Source organism: Bradyrhizobium sp. CCBAU 45384 (genome assembly GCF_028128665.1).
GTDB lineage: Bacteria > Pseudomonadota > Alphaproteobacteria > Rhizobiales > Xanthobacteraceae > Bradyrhizobium > Bradyrhizobium manausense.
The window spans coordinates 94,255-110,938 of the sequence record NZ_LBIZ01000101.1; the positions used below are offsets into that span (position 1 = coordinate 94,255).

General features: G+C 64.8%; 20 protein-coding genes. 10 read left to right on the forward strand and 10 right to left on the reverse strand.

Annotated elements, in window-relative coordinates:
- Nucleotides 1-74 precede the first annotated feature (74 nt).
- Nucleotides 75-1,286, forward strand: coding sequence for a c-type cytochrome (locus XH80_RS12875; protein ID WP_271598908.1), 1,212 nt, complete (start codon nucleotides 75-77; stop codon nucleotides 1,284-1,286).
- Between the two features lie 104 nt (nucleotides 1,287-1,390).
- Here XH80_RS12875 and XH80_RS12880 read toward each other — a convergent pair whose 3' ends face one another.
- Nucleotides 1,391-2,032 carry a trimeric intracellular cation channel family protein gene (locus XH80_RS12880; RefSeq protein ID WP_271598909.1) on the reverse strand — a complete coding sequence of 214 codons (642 nt, stop codon included), beginning with the start codon at nucleotides 2,030-2,032 and terminating at the stop codon, nucleotides 1,391-1,393.
- 166 nt (nucleotides 2,033-2,198) lie between these two features.
- Between XH80_RS12880 and XH80_RS12885 the strand changes: the two genes are divergently transcribed.
- Nucleotides 2,199-2,591, forward strand: a complete 393-nt coding sequence (locus XH80_RS12885) for a hypothetical protein (protein WP_271598910.1) — start codon at nucleotides 2,199-2,201, stop codon at nucleotides 2,589-2,591.
- A 187-nt stretch (nucleotides 2,592-2,778) separates the two neighbouring features.
- On the opposite strand, the gene XH80_RS12890 is transcribed toward XH80_RS12885, so the two are convergent.
- Nucleotides 2,779-3,588 (reverse strand): isocitrate lyase/PEP mutase family protein, encoded by an 810-nt coding sequence (locus XH80_RS12890; RefSeq protein WP_271598911.1) that lies wholly within the window; start codon nucleotides 3,586-3,588, stop codon nucleotides 2,779-2,781.
- 51 nt (nucleotides 3,589-3,639) lie between these two features.
- Entirely contained in the window at nucleotides 3,640-3,951 is a 312-nt protein-coding gene (locus tag XH80_RS12895) for an NIPSNAP family protein (RefSeq protein WP_271598912.1), read from the reverse strand.
- Between the two features lie 202 nt (nucleotides 3,952-4,153).
- On the opposite strand from XH80_RS12895, the gene XH80_RS12900 reads away from it, so the two are divergent.
- From XH80_RS12900 to XH80_RS12910, 3 genes are all read left to right on the forward strand, one after another.
- Nucleotides 4,154-4,852, forward strand: coding sequence for a metalloregulator ArsR/SmtB family transcription factor (locus tag XH80_RS12900; RefSeq protein ID WP_057751729.1), 699 nt, complete (start codon nucleotides 4,154-4,156; stop codon nucleotides 4,850-4,852).
- 10 nt (nucleotides 4,853-4,862) lie between these two features.
- Nucleotides 4,863-5,873 (forward strand): alpha/beta fold hydrolase, encoded by a 1,011-nt coding sequence (locus XH80_RS12905; protein ID WP_271598913.1) that lies wholly within the window; start codon nucleotides 4,863-4,865, stop codon nucleotides 5,871-5,873.
- Nucleotides 5,874-6,198: 325 nt separating this feature from the next.
- Entirely contained in the window at nucleotides 6,199-6,441 is a 243-nt protein-coding gene (locus tag XH80_RS12910) for a GCG_CRPN prefix-to-repeats domain-containing protein (RefSeq protein WP_271598914.1), read from the forward strand.
- Nucleotides 6,442-6,511: 70 nt separating this feature from the next.
- On the opposite strand, the gene XH80_RS12915 is transcribed toward XH80_RS12910, so the two are convergent.
- Nucleotides 6,512-6,847 (reverse strand): twin-arginine translocation signal domain-containing protein, encoded by a 336-nt coding sequence (locus XH80_RS12915; protein WP_271598915.1) that lies wholly within the window; start codon nucleotides 6,845-6,847, stop codon nucleotides 6,512-6,514.
- A 376-nt stretch (nucleotides 6,848-7,223) separates the two neighbouring features.
- Between XH80_RS12915 and XH80_RS12920 the strand changes: the two genes are divergently transcribed.
- Nucleotides 7,224-7,376, forward strand: a complete 153-nt coding sequence (locus tag XH80_RS12920) for a hypothetical protein (RefSeq protein ID WP_167353995.1) — start codon at nucleotides 7,224-7,226, stop codon at nucleotides 7,374-7,376.
- Nucleotides 7,377-7,398: 22 nt separating this feature from the next.
- On the opposite strand, the gene XH80_RS12925 is transcribed toward XH80_RS12920, so the two are convergent.
- Nucleotides 7,399-7,746, reverse strand: coding sequence for a hypothetical protein (locus XH80_RS12925; RefSeq protein WP_271598916.1), 348 nt, complete (start codon nucleotides 7,744-7,746; stop codon nucleotides 7,399-7,401).
- A 61-nt stretch (nucleotides 7,747-7,807) separates the two neighbouring features.
- Nucleotides 7,808-9,340, reverse strand: a complete 1,533-nt coding sequence (locus tag XH80_RS12930; protein WP_271598917.1) for an acyl-CoA carboxylase subunit beta — start codon at nucleotides 9,338-9,340, stop codon at nucleotides 7,808-7,810.
- 144 nt (nucleotides 9,341-9,484) lie between these two features.
- On the opposite strand from XH80_RS12930, the gene XH80_RS12935 reads away from it, so the two are divergent.
- From XH80_RS12935 to XH80_RS12945, 3 genes are all read left to right on the forward strand, one after another.
- Complete coding sequence (locus XH80_RS12935; RefSeq protein WP_271598918.1) at nucleotides 9,485-9,889, forward strand: DUF4260 domain-containing protein; 405 nt, start codon at nucleotides 9,485-9,487, stop codon at nucleotides 9,887-9,889.
- A 162-nt stretch (nucleotides 9,890-10,051) separates the two neighbouring features.
- The gene (locus tag XH80_RS12940; RefSeq protein WP_271598945.1) at nucleotides 10,052-10,648 is read left to right on the forward strand and encodes a hypothetical protein; all 597 of its coding nucleotides are present in this window, start codon (nucleotides 10,052-10,054) and stop codon (nucleotides 10,646-10,648) included.
- 70 nt (nucleotides 10,649-10,718) lie between these two features.
- The gene (locus XH80_RS12945) at nucleotides 10,719-11,711 is read left to right on the forward strand and encodes a dienelactone hydrolase family protein (protein WP_271598919.1); all 993 of its coding nucleotides are present in this window, start codon (nucleotides 10,719-10,721) and stop codon (nucleotides 11,709-11,711) included.
- A gap of 158 nt (nucleotides 11,712-11,869) precedes the next feature.
- Here XH80_RS12945 and XH80_RS43735 read toward each other — a convergent pair whose 3' ends face one another.
- The 3 genes from XH80_RS43735 to XH80_RS12960 form a co-directional block, all read right to left on the reverse strand.
- Nucleotides 11,870-12,133, reverse strand: a complete 264-nt coding sequence (locus tag XH80_RS43735) for an EscU/YscU/HrcU family type III secretion system export apparatus switch protein (RefSeq protein WP_333968735.1) — start codon at nucleotides 12,131-12,133, stop codon at nucleotides 11,870-11,872.
- Nucleotides 12,130-13,773 carry a flagellar hook-length control protein FliK gene (locus XH80_RS43740; protein ID WP_333968736.1) on the reverse strand — a complete coding sequence of 548 codons (1,644 nt, stop codon included), beginning with the start codon at nucleotides 13,771-13,773 and terminating at the stop codon, nucleotides 12,130-12,132. Before XH80_RS43740 ends, XH80_RS43735 begins: the two co-directional genes overlap by 4 nt.
- A gap of 64 nt (nucleotides 13,774-13,837) precedes the next feature.
- Nucleotides 13,838-14,623, reverse strand: a complete 786-nt coding sequence (locus XH80_RS12960; RefSeq protein WP_271598921.1) for an ATP12 family chaperone protein — start codon at nucleotides 14,621-14,623, stop codon at nucleotides 13,838-13,840.
- 175 nt (nucleotides 14,624-14,798) lie between these two features.
- Between XH80_RS12960 and XH80_RS12965 the strand changes: the two genes are divergently transcribed.
- Complete coding sequence (locus tag XH80_RS12965) at nucleotides 14,799-15,245, forward strand: hypothetical protein (protein ID WP_271598922.1); 447 nt, start codon at nucleotides 14,799-14,801, stop codon at nucleotides 15,243-15,245.
- 181 nt (nucleotides 15,246-15,426) lie between these two features.
- On the opposite strand, the gene XH80_RS12970 is transcribed toward XH80_RS12965, so the two are convergent.
- Nucleotides 15,427-16,653, reverse strand: a complete 1,227-nt coding sequence (locus tag XH80_RS12970; protein ID WP_271598923.1) for an RluA family pseudouridine synthase — start codon at nucleotides 16,651-16,653, stop codon at nucleotides 15,427-15,429.
- Between the last annotated feature and the right edge of the window lie 31 nt (nucleotides 16,654-16,684).

Here is a 16,684-nt window from a genome sequence, read left to right on the forward strand (position 1 = left end):
CCCCCGCTGTCGCGAAACGACATGACGCCGCTATGATTGGGCATTCGACTGATGGTCGCAGGAGCAGGCTTTCGATGCGGACGATTCTGGCTGTTGCGCTGTTGTGCAGTGCGGTTGCGGAGGCCGCTCTGGCCGCCGAGCCGTCGCCCGAGCTGATCGCCTATGGCAAGACGCTGGTCGAGGCCGGCGACTGCGCGGGCTGCCACACCGCCGATCCCGCCAAACCCTTCGCCGGGGGAAAACGCATCGACACGCCCTTCGGTGCGATCTATGCGCCGAACCTGACGCCTGATCGCGACACCGGGATTGGCGCCTGGACCGACGCCGATTTCACCCGCGCCTTGCGCTATGGCACCGCGCCGGACGGCTCGCTCTACTATCCAGCCTTCCCGTACCCCTACTTCACGCGGATGACCAAGGACGACACGCTGGCGATCCGCGCCTATCTCGGCACCCTCGCGCCCGTCATCAGCCGCAACAAGCCGCCGGAGCTGCACTGGCCCCTCAACTATCGCTTCCTGATGCGCGGCTGGAACTTGCTGTTCTTCACGCCCGGGCTGTTCGAGCCGGACCAGAACAAGAGCGCAGCGTGGAATCGGGGCGGCTATCTCGTCACCGGGCTCGGTCATTGCGGCGCCTGCCACACTCCGAAGAACGCTTTGGGCGCAGACAAGAGCGCGCAGGCGCTGACCGGCAACGAAATCGACGGCTGGTACGCACCGCGCCTCGATGGCGCTGCGCGGACCGGGCTGCAATCGTGGAGCACTGAGGACATTACCGAATATCTGCAGAGCGGCCGCAACGCCAGGAGCCATGCCGGCGGGCCGATGGCCGAGGTGATCGTCAACTCGGCCTCGAAGATGAGCGATGCCGACATCCGAGCGATCGCGATCTATTTGAAGAGCCTGCCGCCGGCGCGGCGCGAGACCATCGTGGCGCCGCCCGAGGCGGCCGAGATGAAAGCGGGCCAGGCGGTCTACGCAAAATTCTGCATCGCCTGCCATGAAGCCGACGGCTCCGGCGCGCCCCGCATCTATCCGCCGCTTCCGGGCAATGCGCTGCTGCAATCCATCAACCCCTCCTCGACCTTGCGCGTCATTCTCGACGGCGCCCACACCGTGACGACGCCGCGCGCGCCGAACACCGGCGAGATGCCCGGCTATGCCAAGCAATTATCGGATGAGGAGATCGCGGCGGTCACCAACTACATCCGCAATTCCTGGGGCAATGCCGGCCTGCTGGTGACGCCGGCGCAGGTGGCGAAAGCGCGCAGGCAGGCGCCGTAGCTGTCTCCCTGTCATTGCGAACGCAGCGAAGCAATCCAGAATTCCTCCACGCAAAGACTCTGGATTGCTTCGCTGCGCTCGCAATGACGATGCCGAGAGAGCTGCTACTCCTCGTCCCCCGTGAACACGAATTTCGGCATCTCCCATTTGTAGCGCACGGCGAGAAGACGAAAAGTGATGCCGAGGGCGAAGGTCAGGATGGTCCATAGCCCGGCGTTGAGATTCAAACCGAACGCGGTGGCATAGAACAGCCCCGTCACCACGGAGACACTCGCGTAAAGCTCGGAGCGAAACAGGAGCGGCACGTCGTTGCAGAGCACGTCGCGGAGCACGCCGCCGGCGCAGCCCGTCACCATGCCGGAAACGATCACGATCGGCAGCGAGGCATCCATCTGCCAGGCGATGTCGCAGCCGGCCATGGTGAAGACGACAAGACCGATGGCATCGAGCACGATGAAGGCGATCTTCAACCGGTGCACGAGACGCGCGAACAGGATCGTGAGGAACGCCGCCCCGCCGGCGAGCGCGAGATAGATCGGGTTCTGCACCCAGGCCAGCGGATAATGGCCGAGGAAGAGATCGCGTAGCGTGCCGCCGCCGAGCGCGGTGATGCAACCGAGGAAGCAGACCCCGAGCCAATCCATGCTGCGCCGTCCTGCCGCAAGCGCAGCCGTCATGCCTTGCGCGGCGACGGCGACCAACGACATGAAATGGAGCACGCTATCGGTCGGTGGCAGGCTCCACATCGCTGTGTTCCCTTCTTTTGCGGCGGAACTTACGCGCCGAGTTCCCGCATGAACAGGTTCCCGATTCCTCGCCCGAGGGCAACATCCGACGAAAGCACTAGGGAACCCGGAACAGAATCTCGCAGCCGAGGGTTGTCTGAGGGCAATCAACGAGGAGACCCAATCGATGGCTGACGACCGTTTTCCCAACGATCCGTACCGCCCGAACCTCGCCGACGATGAGTATCTTCGCGCGGCGCGCCGGGATGCCGACCTTCAGGCAGATCCCGAGCTTGGCGAAGGCCCCGCCTCCAGCGGCAAGATAGCGCTGTTCGCGGTGGCGATCGCCCTGGTGTTGGGCGCCGTGTTCTATGGCTTGAACAACACCGGCACCGGCAACCAGGCGAGCAATACGCCGGCCACGCAGACCGCGCAGCAGGCTCCGTCGACCAATCCGGCCGCCCCTCCCGGCATGCGTGACGTGACGCCGCGCAACAACACCGCGCCGGGCGTAACCACGGGTGCTGCGCCGACCAAGCCGGCGCCGGATACGCAGACGCCGTCTGACGGCGCGAAGTAACGGCACGACCGTCTTCGCGTAGCACACAAACGTCATCGCCCGGCTCGACCGGGCGATCCAGTACTCCGAGACGGTTGAAGTCGAATCGATAAGCCTCGGACTACTGGATGCCCCGCCTGCGCGGGGCATGACATCGAGAGGATGAGAGAGCGGCGGGATCGAAAGGTCCCGCCGCTTTCGTTGGGAGCTAGCTGAACATCTTGTTGAGCTCGCCGCCGGGATAGCCGCCGGCCAGTTCGCTAAACGTCCCCTTCTCCGCCATTTCCTTCGCCGCGCGCATGAAGCCGCCCCAGGCGGCGCGGGCGAGCGAGCCACCGACGCTGATGCGGCGCACGCCGAGATCTTCGGCCTCCTTCAGCGACAAGCCGGAGCCGCCGATCAGCAGGTTGAACGGCTTTGGTGCGACGGCCTTCACCACGGCGGCGATGTCCTCGCGCGTCTTCAGGCCCGGCGCGTAGAGGCAATCGGCACCGGCATCGGCGTAAGCCGTGAGCCGGTCGATGACGAGCTTGAGATCGGTGACACCCCAGAGATAAGCCTCGCAGCGGCCGACCAGCAGCGTGCCACTGTCGCCAATCGCCTTGCGCGAGGCCTTGATGCGCTCGACCGCAAGCGCGCGATCATAGAGCGGCTTGTCCTTGTCGCCGGTGGAATCCTCAATCGACAGGCCGGCGACGCCGGTGCGCACGCCACGCTCGACATTTTCTGCGACCTGGTCCGGCTCGACGGCAAAACCGCCCTCGAAATCCGCGTTCACGGGAATGTCGACGGACGAGCTCAATGCTGCCAGATGCTGACAGACGTCCTCCACGGTGACGCGATTGTCGGCCTTGCCGATGGTCCAGGCAAAGCCCGCGCTCGACGAGGCGATCGCCTTGAAACCGAGATGCTGCAACGCCTTGGCGCCGCCGACATCGACCGGATTGGGCAGGATGAAGCAGCCGCTCTCGTGCAGCTTCCGGAACGTCGCGCGCTTGTCAGCCGTTGTCACATGCATGTTTCTCTCCCTTGTTGGCCGCGCAGAGATAGGGACGCTCGCAGGACGGCGCTAGTCCAATACCACCTTGCGCAGGAAGGTGCGCTCTTCCGCCAGGATGAACTTGTTGTCCTCGGCGAAATGGAAGTTCGCGATGCCTTCGCCATCCTGCCGCAGCCGCGCGCGATAGGCCTCGTAGGCGGCGAGGCTCTCGAAAGTGATCAGTGCAAAGGCGATGTTGTTGGTGCCTTCATGCGGCATGAAATAGCCGATCAGGTCGCCGCCACATTTCGGGATGATGGTCAGCCAGCGCTTCGAATAGTCCTCGAACTGCGCGCGCTTGAAGGGATCGAGCTGGTAGCGGATGAAGACGGTGACGGACATGTTGGGCTCCTGTTTTCGCGCTGTCATTGCGAGCGCAGGTCTCGTAGGGTGGGCAAAGCGAAGCGTGCCCACCTCGTCTCTTGCAACGACGATTGGTGGGCACGTCGCTCCGCTCCTTTGCCCACCCTACGGGTCCCGCGATGACGACTTGGTGAGACGCTACGCTCTTGCTCGACCACAATGCTTCGGCTACCATCGAAGCATGAAATCAGGACCCGACATCGCCATGGTCGCCGCGCTGGTCGGCGATCCCGCCCGCGCCAACATGCTCACGGCGCTGATGAACGGCCGCGCGCTCACGGCGAGCGAGCTGGCGCAGGAGGCCGGCATCACGCCGCAGACCGCGAGCTCGCATCTGGCCAAGCTCGAGGCCGGCGGGCTGGTCGAGCCGGAGAAGCAGGGCCGCCACCGCTACTACCGCCTCACCGACGACGACGTCGCCGGCGTGCTCGAAGGACTCGCCGGTCTTGCCGCGCGCACCGGCCATATGCGCGTGCGCACCGGACCGAAGGATCCTGCGCTGCGCCGGGCGCGGATCTGCTACGACCACCTCGCCGGCGATCTCGGCGTGCAGATGCTGGACTCGCTTCGGTCGCGCAACCTCGTAAAGCAGAAGAAGCAGGAGATCGAGCTGACGACGGAAGGCGAGCGCTTCCTCGCCAAGCATTTGCAGATCTCGCCCGACATGCTCAGCCATCCGCGCCGCCCGGTCTGCAAGGCCTGCCTCGACTGGAGCGAGCGGCGCCACCATCTCGCCGGCACGCTCGGGGCTGCCATGATGCAGCGCTTTGCCGAGCTGAAATGGGCCGCGCGCGATGCCACGCCCGGCAGCCGTGTGGTGAATTTCACCCGCACCGGCGAGAAACAATTCGCGGCGCTGTTCGGGAACAGCAAGGACTGATCGCGCTACTATGATCCGCATTCTCCCGGCCGCTCTCGCCGCCGCCCTGCTCGCTTCCCCCTTCGCCACCGCCCACGCCGCCGACGCGCCCCAGCGCGAGCCTTACGGCATTGCGCTCGAAGGCTTTGCCTATCCCTATCCCGTGCATCTGCTGCCTGTTGTCAATGACGGCGAGCAGCTCGCCATGGCCTATATGGACGTCGCCCCAGCTCAGCCGAACGGCCGCGCCGTCGTGCTGCTGCATGGGCGCAATTTCCCGTCGAGCTACTGGGCTGATGTCATCAAGATACTCAACGACGCGGGCTATCGTGTGGTCGTGCCGGACCAGATCGGCTTCGGCAAATCCTCCAAGCCGATGGGCGAGTTGCATTTCGACAATCTGGCGCGCAACACCATCGCGCTGCTCGATCACCTCAAAATCGACAAGGTCGACATCGTCGCGCATTCGCTCGGCGGCATGTTAGGGGTGCGCATCGCCCGCGCCTATCCGGACCGTGTCGCCCATTTGGTGCTGACCGCACCGATCGGCCTCGAAGACTATCGTCTCTACGTGCCGCCGGTTCCGACCGAGACAATCATCGAGACCGAGGACAAGCTCACCGCCGACGGCTACCGAAAGCAGCTCCAGACCAATTATGCGATCAAGCTGCCGCCGGAGGCGATCACGCCGTTCATCGACGCCCGCTTCAACATCAAGGGCAGCCCCGACTATCCGCGCTGGCTGCGCGCCTTCGTCTCATCCGGCCAGATGATCTATCGCGAGCCGGTCGCGCACGAAATTCCTGAGATCACCGCGCCGACACTGTTCATCATGGGCGCCGACGACCACAACGCCCCGGGCCGGCCGAATGCGCCGGAAGCGTTGCGCGCAAAGATGGGGCAGAATGCCGAGCTTGCAAAAGCGTTGGCTGCGAAGATGCCGAATGCGCGCGCCGAGATTATTCCGGACACCGGTCACCTCGTCTTCCTGGAGGCGCCGGAGAAGTACCGAGAGCTCGTGTTGGGCTTTCTCGGCCGCTAAAGCGCGATGAGATTGGGTTGAATCGTCATCGCGCTTTAGCTCTTTGTTTGAGCATGATCTTTTCGGAAAACCGCTGCACACTTTTCCGGATCATGCTGTCGCGTCATCGATGTCGCGCGAAGCCGCACGCGAAAAATGTTCATGCCGCATTCAGGTCATGATTGGCAGGTTTGGATCGCAACGTAACGGCACGTACTCGTTTTAATGTGTCGAATCGTGTCTGTTGATTCATTGCGCGCCGCAGGCGCTAAGCCCCTGTCCCAAGAACTTGCTTCCAAGAACTTGCTTCCAAGAACTTGCTTCCAGAGACCAGAAGGAAAATCAGATGAAATATCTTTTCGCCGCCGCGATGCTCGCCAGCGCGGCCGTCGGCTTCAGCGAGTCCGCCAGCGCCGCCGGGGGTTGCGGCCCGGGCTGGTACCGCGGCCCCTATGGCGGCTGCCGTCCGATGGAGCGGGTCGTCGTGGCTCCCGCGCCGGTCGTGGTTGCTCCGCCTGTTGTCGTGGTGCGTCCGCGCGTGTGCCCCTATGGCTTCCGCTGGTACGCCGGCCGCTGCCGTCCGTTCTGATCTCTCGCAATTGCGAAACAGCAAAAAGGGGATCGCGATTGCGATCCCCTTTTTCATTCCGGACGCGGCGTTACCAGTGACGCCAATGGCGACGATGCCAGCGATGGCGCCAACCCCAATGACGGTGACGCCAGCCCCAGTGGCGGTGACGCCAGCCCCAGTGACGGTGATGCCAACCCCAGTGACGGTGATGCCAGTGGCCGTGACCCCAACGCACCTGCTCCGGCTGGAGCTGGGCTGCTTCCTCGCTGGTGGTGACGGCAGGATGAGCGTCCGGATTCGCCGATGGCAGGCTGTCTTTCCCCAGCACTTGCGGCGCGAGCGGCGCGGCCTGCGCGGCGGCGGTGAACGCGGCAGCTCCCGCCGCGACACCGAATGCAAGTTTCAAAAAGTTCCGGCGCTCCATGACTTAATCCTCTGCTTCATCGATCAAGTGATGCAGAACAAGTGTCGCGGCGCCGATATGAACCGCCGCTGAATCGACCGTTCAGGTTCACTGCAGAGAGCCCCGATGGAAAGAAGCTCCATCCGTCCTGCGCTCGGCCAAAAAATTCGCATCTCCCGTCGGAGCGCGCCGTCTCCATCCGTCCTGGGGCTGAGACAGCACGGAGACAGCCCATGGCCGACCTCACGGACGGAAGACCGCATGGCGCATGTCGCGGCGGCCGATAAGGCCCCGGGCAATGTGATCGACCGCACACACATGGCGTCGCGGTAGCTCTACAGTCATCACAGCCACAACGAATTGCCGCGAAGCCATTTCAGAGAAAGAAAGGTGTCCCATGTCCCGCATCGCATATCTCAGAGAACAGATTGCCCGCGCCGAGCGGCTGGCGAAAGCCATCCTCGACCGGCGGACGGCGGAGCAGCTTCAAACCTTCGCAGCCGAATGCCGCGCCGAACTGTCTGAGCTGACCCTCAAGACCGCCGCGTGATGCGCACGGCCTGCCCGGGGCGTCACACCAGCTTCATCGGCGTATCCGCCACCACGCGCAGATCGATGCTGCCGATCAGCGCCGACCGGCGCGCCTCGGCAGCCCCGATCGCGTCGTCCGTCTGCCGCAACGTGCTGATGTTCGAGCCGAGCGAGACGATGCCGCCGAGCACCAAGGCGATCGAGCCGAGCGCAGCGGTCTGACCAAATCCAAATAGCCCGAGAATGGTGGCCAGGAGCAGCACCGCACCGCTGCCAATCGCGATCTTGGACGCCAGGATGTACTTCCGGCACCGCTCGGCGATCTCGGCGAGCCGCTCGATGCGATCTTCGATGTCGGCGATTTCGTCGGTCGGATCGTCTTCGGTCATGGGATTTTGATCGAACCTGTAGGGAGGGTTACGGCTTCGCCTAACCCACCCTACTCATTTCTCACAACGGCAAATTGTCGTGCTTCTTCGCCGGCATCTCCGTCTTTTTGTCCTTCAGCATCGCCAGCGCCCTTGCGATGCGCTTCCGCGTCGAATGCGGCATGATGACGTCATCGATGTAGCCGCGTTCGGCGGCGATGAAAGGCGACAGGAAGCGGTCTTCGTATTCCTTGGTGCGGGCGGCGATCTTGTCGGGGTCTCCGATGTCACTGCGGAAGATGATCTCGACCGCGCCCTTGGCGCCCATCACGGCGATCTGGGCGGTCGGCCAGGCGTAGTTCATGTCGGCGCCGATCTCCTTGGACGCCATGACGTCAAAGGCGCCGCCATAGGCCTTGCGGGTGATGACGGTGACGAGCGGCACCGTGCACTGCGAGTACGCGAACAGGAGCTTGGCGCCGTGCTTGATCAGGCCGCCATATTCCTGCGCGGTGCCGGGCAGGAAGCCCGGCACGTCGACGAAGGTGACGATCGGAATGTTGAAGGCATCGCAGAAGCGCACGAAGCGCGCGGCCTTGCGTGAGGCGTCAGAGTCGAGCACGCCGGCCAGCACCATCGGCTGGTTGGCGACGAAGCCGACGGTGCGGCCGGCGATGCGGCCGAAGCCGGTGACGATGTTCTTGGCGAAGGCTTCCGCGATCTCGAAGAAGTCGCCCTCGTCCACGACCTTCAGGATCAGCTCCTTCATGTCGTAGGGCTTGTTCGGATTGTCGGGAATCAGCGTGTCCAGGGACATGTCGACGCGGCCGATGTCGTCGAAGCTCGGCCATTCCGGCACGCCGTCGCTGTTGTTAGCAGGCAGGAAGTCGATCAGGCGACGCATCTGCAAAAGCGTCTCGACGTCGTTCTCGAAGGCGCCGTCGGCGATCGACGAGCGCGTGGCGTGCACCGAGGCGCCGCCGAGCTCTTCGGCGGTGACGACCTCGTTGGTCACGGTCTTCACGACATCAGGCCCGGTGACGAACATGTAGCTGGTGTTCTTCACCATGAAGATGAAGTCGGTCATCGCAGGCGAATAGACGTCGCCGCCGGCGCAGGGGCCCATGATGACCGAGATCTGCGGGATCACGCCCGAGGCCAGCACGTTGCGGCGGAACACGTAGGAGTAACCGGCAAGCGCGGCGACGCCCTCCTGGATGCGGGCGCCGCCCGCATCATAGAGGCCGATGATGGGCGCCCTCGCCTTCATCGCCATGTCCTGGAGCTTTGTAATTTTCAGCGCGTGCGTTTCGGACAACGAGCCGCCGAACACCGTGAAATCCTTGGCGAAGACGAAGGTCTTGCGGCCGTTGACGGTGCCCCAGCCGGTGACGACGCCGTCGCCCGGGACCTTGGTCTTCTCCATGCCGAACTCGGTGGAGCGGTGCTCGACGAACATGTCGAACTCCTCGAACGATCCCTTGTCGAGCAGGAGCTCGATGCGCTCGCGCGCGGTCAGCTTGCCGCGGGCGTGCTGCGCCTCGATGCGCTTCTCCCCGCCGCCGAGCTTGGCGCCGGCGCGACGATCTTCAAGGGCGTCCAGGATATGTTTCATTTGCTCCCGCCAGTTCTTAAGCCTTAAGTGCTGGGCGTTCTAACACGGCATTTTGCAGGCCGGGAAGCGGCTTTCGGCGCCGCAGGGCTGCTTTGACGTAGCGTGAAAGCGCAGGAATTACAAAGTTTTGCCCTGGAGGCCACGATGGACGAGGGAGTTGTCGAGACGGGCGCCGTGACCGGCGGCGTCAGGGCCCTGCTGCGGCTCGAGGGGCTCGCTCTGTTCGCGGCCATGACGGCGCTCTATGCGACCTGGGGCGGCTCCTGGTGGGTCTATGTCCTGCTCTTCCTGGTGCCGGATCTGAGTTTCCTGGCGTACCTCGTGGACGCCAAATTCGGTGCGCTGGTCTACAACGCCGCCCACAGCTACATGGCGCCGGTGGCGCTGCTGACGCTGGGTTTTGGCCTCGCCGCGCCCCTCACCTTCTCCATCGGCTTGATCTGGCTCGCTCATATCGGCATCGACCGGGCGCTGGGCTACGGCCTGAAATATTCCGCCGGGTTCGGCTTCACCCATCTGGGGCGGATCGGCCGGCAGAACGGCGCCTGAGCTGCCGCGCGAGCGGCGGGATGACCGTGATTTTGTCGCGGCTGGCCGGTTGACCGGGCCTGCCGATTCAGGCTTGCTCCAGGCTTGCGATCAGGCGCCGAATGTTGCGTGAGCTCAGTCGGTACGGCGGCGGTCATCACGTCCGGCTGCAAGCATCACCTCATGTCCGCCACCGTCGTTCCCTTGCCTGCGAACAGCGCGTCCGAGACCACCGACTTCCTGCGGCGCATGGCCAGCATGGTGTCGGGGCGGAACGGCGAGATGCTGCTGCGCGCGGCCGCACTGATTGAATCACTCAAACAGCGGGCCATGTCGGCCGAACGGCTGTTTCACGAGCAGCAGGAAGAGAACAAGCGCCTGGGGGAGCTGCGCGAGGCCACTGAACTCGCATCCGACGCGATGGTCAGCCAGATCGCCGCGCTGCGGACGCAGCTAGCCGAGGTGACGACCGCCGCGGCCAGCGAGCGTGCCGCGTTCGACACCGAGCGCGGCAAGCTGCTCGGCCTGATGCAGGATGCGGAGAGCCATATCGGCAAGCTCACCACCGAGCTCGATACGTTGCGCGCCTCGGTCGATGCTTTCAACGAGACCGCGGTGACCGTGCCGATCGAGGTGCTGCGGCTGGCGCGCACCCAGTTCGACTATCTCTCCAGCGGCTTTGCGCGCAAGGGCGACGTGATCGCGCAGGCGATGAGCGAGATCGGAGGCTTTGCGATCGATCAGGCGCTGACGGCGAAGAAGCCGGGCGACAAGGTGTGAAACTGCCGCGCGCAAATTGACAGCGCGCATGGGCATTGATCTACTTCCCCAAAACTTTAGGGGAGGATCAATGCCGACGGCATTCCGCGTCGCTGTGGCGCTCATCGCACTCTGCGTTTCATCAGGGCTCGCCAGCGCTCAATCGCTTCCCAAGGAAGCCCCCGCCCGCACCGAGATCTTCCCGATCCCGTCACTCACCCTCTCCGACCAGCAATTTCTGAGCGGCGATGAAGCGGCCGGGAAGCCGGTGACCGTCGCCGGCGAATTCCGCGTGGCGCAGGGCACCGGCAAGATGCCGGTCGTGGTGCTGATGCACGGCTCGGGCGGTGTCAGCGCCACCACGGAGGCCTGGGTGCACGAATTCAACGCCATGGGCATCTCGACCTTCGTGATCGACGGCTTCACCGGCCGCGGGCTGACGGTGACAGGGCCGAACCAGGCCCTGCTCGGCCGGCTCAACCTGATCATCGACATCTACCACTCGCTGGAAATCCTGGCCAAGCACCCGCGCGTCGATCCTGACCGCATCGTGCTGATGGGTTTTTCGCGCGGAGGGCAGGCGACGCTCTATGCGAGCCTCGACCGCTTCAACAAACTCTGGAACAAGTCTGGCCTCCAGTTCGCGGGCTATATCCCGTTCTATCCGGACTGCTCGACCACCTATCAGACCGACACCGAGGTCGCGGCCCGCCCGATCCGCATCTTCCACGGCACGCCTGATGATTATAACCCGGTGAAGAGCTGCAAGGCCTTCGTCGAACGGCTCAAGGCTGCTGGCCGCAACGTGGTGCTGACCGAATATCCTGACAGCGCGCACGGCTTTGACAGCGGATTGCTCGGCGTCAATGCGGTGACGGTTTCAGCCAACGCCCAGACCGTGCGCAACTGCCATATCAAGGAGGGCGACGGCGGCGTGCTGATGAACGGCGATACCAACGCGCCCTTCACCTACAAGGACGCTTGTGTCGAGCTCAACCCGCATGTCGGCGGCAATCCGACAACGGCCGCGGAGTCGAAGAAAGCAGTCGTGGAGTTTTTGCAGGCGCTGTTCAAGCTGGGATAGCGACCCCACACTCCGTCATTGCGAGCGCAGCGAAGCAATCCAGAGCCCCTCCGCAGAAAGATTCTGGATTGCTTCGCGGAGCCTGTCATCGGGCCGCGCTTTGCGCGGACCCGTTGGCTCGCAATGACGTGTGGAGAGAGACGCGCTGGCGTTGTGCGCTAGCGCGCGCGGCCCGACAGCCGCAGCACGAACACCAGAACTTCGGCGACGGCCTTGTAGAGGTCGGGCGGGATTTCGTCGCCGAGCTCGACCTTGGAGAGCGCCCCGGCCAAAATCTCGTTCTCCTCGATCGGAATGTCATGAGCCTTGGCGATCTCGACGATCTTGGCGCCGATGGTGCCCTTGCCCTTGGCAATCACGACGGGGGCGCCGCTACCCTTCTCGTAATGCAGCGCAATCGCGAGCTTGGATTCGTCGCTCATGTGGCGCGATCCAGGAAATGCCCGGCGCGCGCCGGCGCGGCCAGCGGCGGCGTGCCGTCGCGCACGATGATGTCGCCGGGCTTGAGCTCGGCCTTGGTCAGCGCCTGATTGAGCTCGCCGATGCCGGCGCGGAGCTGCTGCGCGGTCGCCGGCCGTTCGGCCCACATCCGCACAAAGGTCTTGTCGCCGTTGAGCGTGATCAGCGCGTGCACGGGTCCTGATGGCTCGACATTGATGGTGAAGCGCGCGCGCCAGGCGCGCTTGGCGGGATCGGGCGTTTCGTTGCCGCCGTCGCGCGAGATCTCGAACTGCGCCATCGCGGTGCCTTGCGGGGTCGCAAACGGAATCTCGAAATTCCACTGCGGCGCGGTCGGGTCGCTGCGATGGCCACTGGCGTCAGCGCGATCAGGCAGCGAAGCGACCTGAAGCAGCGTCTGCCGCGCGATCGCAGCATCGGTGTCGCCGAGCAGGCGATGCACGGTGGCAGCGAGCGGTGTGGTGGGCGCGAGCGACGGCGAAGCGACGGGTTGCTGCGCCGGTAGCGCGCCGCGGAACGGCGGTGGCGTCGTCGTGCGCGTAGCTGCCTCGAAGATATGGCCGTCAGGAACGGCCTTGGTCGCACCCGGCACGTTGCCGGTCAGGCGCGGCAGGCTTTGCGTGACCTCTTGCAGCAGGCTCGCGGCGACACCCGCCGACATGGTGGTGCGAGGCAGAGCCGCCTGCGGCGTTTCGCCGGCGATGTCGGCCAGAACGGCAGCGGGCTGCGCAGCCTCGCGCGGCAATTGTGCAGATTGAGCAATCGCCGCAGCAGGCGACGCAAGCACCGCCTGTGTTGTTGCGCCTGCCACCGGCAACGCTGAGACTGCAGTCTGCAGAACAACCGGCGTGCCAGGCGCAGGTGCTGTGTTCTGTGCTGCGACTTGTGGCGCGGCAGTCGCTGGCGTGACTGACGTCGCGGCCAGTGTCTGGCGCAGCACGAGCAGCGCGGCCTTCAAGTCCGGCACGGCCCCTGGCTGCGGCGTTGCGCCCGCGGCCAGCGAAGCCTCGAGAAACAGGCCGGATTTCTGGAACGCGGATTCGATATCGCCGCCATCCAACGCCATGTTGAGTGGCGTCTGCTGTGCCAGCACGTCCAGCACGGCCTGCTTCAGTCCGGCCGGCAGATCGCTGCCTGATACGACCGATGCGAGATTGGCGAATAGCGGCGCCTGGCTGCCCTGTTTTGTGACTGCCTCGGCCGAGGCAGCGGTGACGGCGACCTGCTCCAAAGGTGTCAGCGTGTTGCGGGCCGCATTGACCGACGGCGCCAGCGGCGGGCTCTCGACCAGCGAGGCTGCGGTCGGCGTCAGCGTGACCTGATCGGCGCTGGCCTCGCCTGCCCCGTTGACCACGGCGAGCCTGATCGTGCCGTCGTTCTGCGAGACCGCGAGCTGGAGATTTTGCCCCGGGGTCAGCGACACCTCGGACATCACGTCCATCGAGAGGTTGGCGATCGCGATCCGCACCAAATTGTCGGCGAGCAAGCTGACGACCCTGGCATCGACGACGGTGCCGGCCTGGAGCACGAGGTCGGGCGTTGCCGCATCAGCCACGGGGCTGGCGGCACTGACCGGAAGGATCGAGCTTATCGGCGTCGGCATTTCAGAGGCCCGGGGAATGCGAATCCCACCCTAGGGCCCCGGCGTAAACCTCTCGTTAAGGACCTTAGGTCCTAGGCGGGTTCACCGCCGCCAGCACCGCGACGGCGGACTCGAAATCCCTGAGGCGGGTGGCCCGGCGGGCGGCCGCCTCCTCATCCACGCCCCATTGGTCGATGTTCCAGTCCTCATCGACATGGGCCGCGGCCCAGACCTGGTCGGCGTCGCGCACGCCATGGGCCAGCGCCAGCGCCAGCAGCGCCGAGCCGGTCAGGGTCGTCACCATGTGGAGCGCAGCCAAGGACCAGGGATCGCCAGGCAGCGCCGCACGGGCAGCCCGGAGCGCCTCATCGGGCTGCCTCACATGCATGATGCCCTCGGAGAGGATGAAATGCGCTCCCAGCGCCTCTGCGGCCCAGAACAGCACGCCGTCCCAATGCGCGGCCTCTCGGGCGACCAGCCCCTCGGGATGGCCGGCGCGATAGAACAGCAGGTCGGTCTCGAAGTATTTGGCGAGATCGTCCCTGACGAGCTCGACGCGGTCGATCACGCCCTCGACCACGCTGTTGGCGATCCGCGTCAGCGGCATGGTCACGGGGTCGATCGCCTCACCCTGGGCGGCCCATTCCGCGGCCACGGCATCGGCCAGCGCCCGCGCCGGGATCACCACCTGGCGGCCGGACGGCGTGCGGATCGGCCTGCCATCGAGCGTGATGGCAAAGCCGCCCTCGGTCTCGGTGACGCCGACCTCCTTGTAGAAGCGCTTGCGCAGCGGCGTCCGCGCGGAGGCGCGTGCCGATTCCCGTGGGTCCGGCGGGGGCTGGCTGGCTGCTTCTTCGAACAATTCGCGCATGTGAGTTTTCGGTCCCGGTCGCTGGGTGCTAAAGCGCGATGAGATCAGGATGAACGTCATCGCGCTTTAGGTTATTGTTTGAGCATGATCTTTTCGGAAAACCGCTTCGCACTTTCCCGGATCATGCTTTAGGCTTCTAAAGTAAGACCTGTGGCTGATAAAGCGAGCGGCGGGCATGAGGGAACTTGCGGGCATTGTGGCCCTGTTCGCCGGGCTTTGGCCGGTCGCGGCCGGGGCCGGCTTTCGGACCCCGGAATCGCTGATCCGCAACGTCTATGCCCATTACGGCAACGGCGCGCCGGAGCTGTCGAGAGGCCTGCCGCGGGACAATGCCACGACTCGGCAATTCTTCGACCCCTCATTGCGCAAGGCATGGTCCGCGCCGCGCAGCGAGCCCTATGACTTCCTGGTGCAGAGCCCGAACTGGAAGCTCGGCCCTGTGACGATCGCGATCACCCGCAAGCAATACGACAAGACCTATGTCGCGGCGAATTTCGACAATCACGGCCGCAAGGTCGCGCTGAACTTCATCCTCGTCAACGGCCCCGAGGGCTGGCTGATCATGGATGTCGAGAGCCCGCATGACAGCTTGCGGATGTTCCTGGAGCAGTTTCGGAATTGACTAGGGCTGCAATCGCCAGCCCAATCCTCGGTGTCGTCCCGGCGAAGGCCGGGACCCATACTCCGCAGCAGGGCTTTGGCGAAGACCGGTAGTCCCAATCCGCTCGCCGGTACAAGCACTGCCCGCTACCGATAGATTCCGCGGTATGGGTCCCGGCCTTCGCCGGGACGACACCCAACACCTACTCCTCCGGTGCGTTCTCGATCGGGTCGAACCGGCTGGCATCGAGCCCGAGCAAATTCCACGACTGCTGCATGTGCGGCGGCAATGGCGCGGTGGCGTCGATGACGCCGCCGCGGGGATGCGGGATCACGATGCGGCGCGCGAGCAGATGCAGGCGGTTTTGCAGGCCGCCCGGCAGCTGCCAGTTCTCGATGTTGAAATATTTGGGATCGCCGACGATGGGATGGCCGATATGGGCCATGTGGGCGCGAAGCTGGTGGGTGCGGCCTGTCACCGGCTTCAGCGACACCCAGGTCAGCTTGTTGCCGGCGGTCTCGACCACCGCATAGTAGGTCACGGCGTGGCTGGCGCCCTCGTCGCCATGCTGGGCGATGCGCATGATGGTGTCGTCCTCGCTCTCCTCCTTGGCAAGGAAGGTCGAGATGCGGCCCTGCTTCGGCTTCGGCAGGCCCGGCACCAGCGCCCAATAGACCTTGCGCGCCGAGCGCGAGCGGAACGCGCCGGTGAGATGCGAGGCAGCAAATCGCGTCTTGGCGATGAGCAGACAGCCCGAGGTCTCACGATCGATGCGATGCACGAGGCGCGGCTTCTGCCCCTTGGCATCGCGCATCACCTCCAGCATCTGATCGATGTGGCGCGTCATGCCCGAGCCGCCCTGCACGGCAAGGCCGGCGGGCTTGTTTAGCACGAGGACGTCGTCGTCCTCGTAGATCGTCATCTCCTTCAGCGCCTTGAGCGTCTTCTGCGCGGCCTCCGAGAGCTCGCCGACGGCCTTCGGTGTGTCGAGCTTCAACGGTGGAATGCGGACGCTCTGGCCCTCCTCCAGCCGATCCTTGCTGTCGACGCGCTTGCCGTCGACGCGTAGCTCGCCTTTGCGGACGACGCGCTGGATGTGGGAGAATGACAGGCCGGGAAAGCGCGCTTCGAGGAAGCGGTCGACGCGCATATTGTTCTCGTCGGCCGCCACCGTGACGGTCTGCACCTTGGTCGGCAGCAGCGCCTCGACAGGCTTCTCCGATGCTGGCCTTTCCTGCGCAACCTTGTTCTGTGCAGCTTTGGGCGGACGTCGCTCGGCGCGCTCGCCGGCAAAGCGCGGCGGTTTGCTGGGCTTGCCGCCCGGACGCGGTCCCGCTTTCTTCGCGCTCCGCGACTGATGCGGACGCGAATCCTTGCGCTCATCGCGCGAACGGGGCTCTTGATTGGTTCTTTTGATACGGCGGCTCATGGCTGCCTGCGTACCCTAAAAGCGGCCCTTC

What these genes read in the sequence shown, in the direction of transcription:
- XH80_RS12875 (WP_271598908.1), top strand. Translation starts at nt 75, where the DNA reads ATGCGGACGATTCTGGCTGTTGCGCTGTTGTGCAGTGCGGTTGCGGAG.
- XH80_RS12880 (WP_271598909.1), bottom strand. Translation starts at nt 2,032, where the DNA reads ATGTGGAGCCTGCCACCGACCGATAGCGTGCTCCATTTCATGTCGTTG.
- XH80_RS12885 (WP_271598910.1), top strand. Translation starts at nt 2,199, where the DNA reads ATGGCTGACGACCGTTTTCCCAACGATCCGTACCGCCCGAACCTCGCC.
- XH80_RS12890 (WP_271598911.1), bottom strand. Translation starts at nt 3,588, where the DNA reads ATGCATGTGACAACGGCTGACAAGCGCGCGACGTTCCGGAAGCTGCAC.
- XH80_RS12895 (WP_271598912.1), bottom strand. Translation starts at nt 3,951, where the DNA reads ATGTCCGTCACCGTCTTCATCCGCTACCAGCTCGATCCCTTCAAGCGC.
- XH80_RS12900 (WP_057751729.1), top strand. Translation starts at nt 4,154, where the DNA reads ATGAAATCAGGACCCGACATCGCCATGGTCGCCGCGCTGGTCGGCGAT.
- XH80_RS12905 (WP_271598913.1), top strand. Translation starts at nt 4,863, where the DNA reads ATGATCCGCATTCTCCCGGCCGCTCTCGCCGCCGCCCTGCTCGCTTCC.
- XH80_RS12910 (WP_271598914.1), top strand. Translation starts at nt 6,199, where the DNA reads ATGAAATATCTTTTCGCCGCCGCGATGCTCGCCAGCGCGGCCGTCGGC.
- XH80_RS12915 (WP_271598915.1), bottom strand. Translation starts at nt 6,847, where the DNA reads ATGGAGCGCCGGAACTTTTTGAAACTTGCATTCGGTGTCGCGGCGGGA.
- XH80_RS12920 (WP_167353995.1), top strand. Translation starts at nt 7,224, where the DNA reads ATGTCCCGCATCGCATATCTCAGAGAACAGATTGCCCGCGCCGAGCGG.
- XH80_RS12925 (WP_271598916.1), bottom strand. Translation starts at nt 7,746, where the DNA reads ATGACCGAAGACGATCCGACCGACGAAATCGCCGACATCGAAGATCGC.
- XH80_RS12930 (WP_271598917.1), bottom strand. Translation starts at nt 9,340, where the DNA reads ATGAAACATATCCTGGACGCCCTTGAAGATCGTCGCGCCGGCGCCAAG.
- XH80_RS12935 (WP_271598918.1), top strand. Translation starts at nt 9,485, where the DNA reads ATGGACGAGGGAGTTGTCGAGACGGGCGCCGTGACCGGCGGCGTCAGG.
- XH80_RS12940 (WP_271598945.1), top strand. Translation starts at nt 10,052, where the DNA reads ATGTCCGCCACCGTCGTTCCCTTGCCTGCGAACAGCGCGTCCGAGACC.
- XH80_RS12945 (WP_271598919.1), top strand. Translation starts at nt 10,719, where the DNA reads ATGCCGACGGCATTCCGCGTCGCTGTGGCGCTCATCGCACTCTGCGTT.
- XH80_RS43735 (WP_333968735.1), bottom strand. Translation starts at nt 12,133, where the DNA reads ATGAGCGACGAATCCAAGCTCGCGATTGCGCTGCATTACGAGAAGGGT.
- XH80_RS43740 (WP_333968736.1), bottom strand. Translation starts at nt 13,773, where the DNA reads ATGCCGACGCCGATAAGCTCGATCCTTCCGGTCAGTGCCGCCAGCCCC.
- XH80_RS12960 (WP_271598921.1), bottom strand. Translation starts at nt 14,623, where the DNA reads ATGCGCGAATTGTTCGAAGAAGCAGCCAGCCAGCCCCCGCCGGACCCA.
- XH80_RS12965 (WP_271598922.1), top strand. Translation starts at nt 14,799, where the DNA reads ATGAGGGAACTTGCGGGCATTGTGGCCCTGTTCGCCGGGCTTTGGCCG.
- XH80_RS12970 (WP_271598923.1), bottom strand. Translation starts at nt 16,653, where the DNA reads ATGAGCCGCCGTATCAAAAGAACCAATCAAGAGCCCCGTTCGCGCGAT.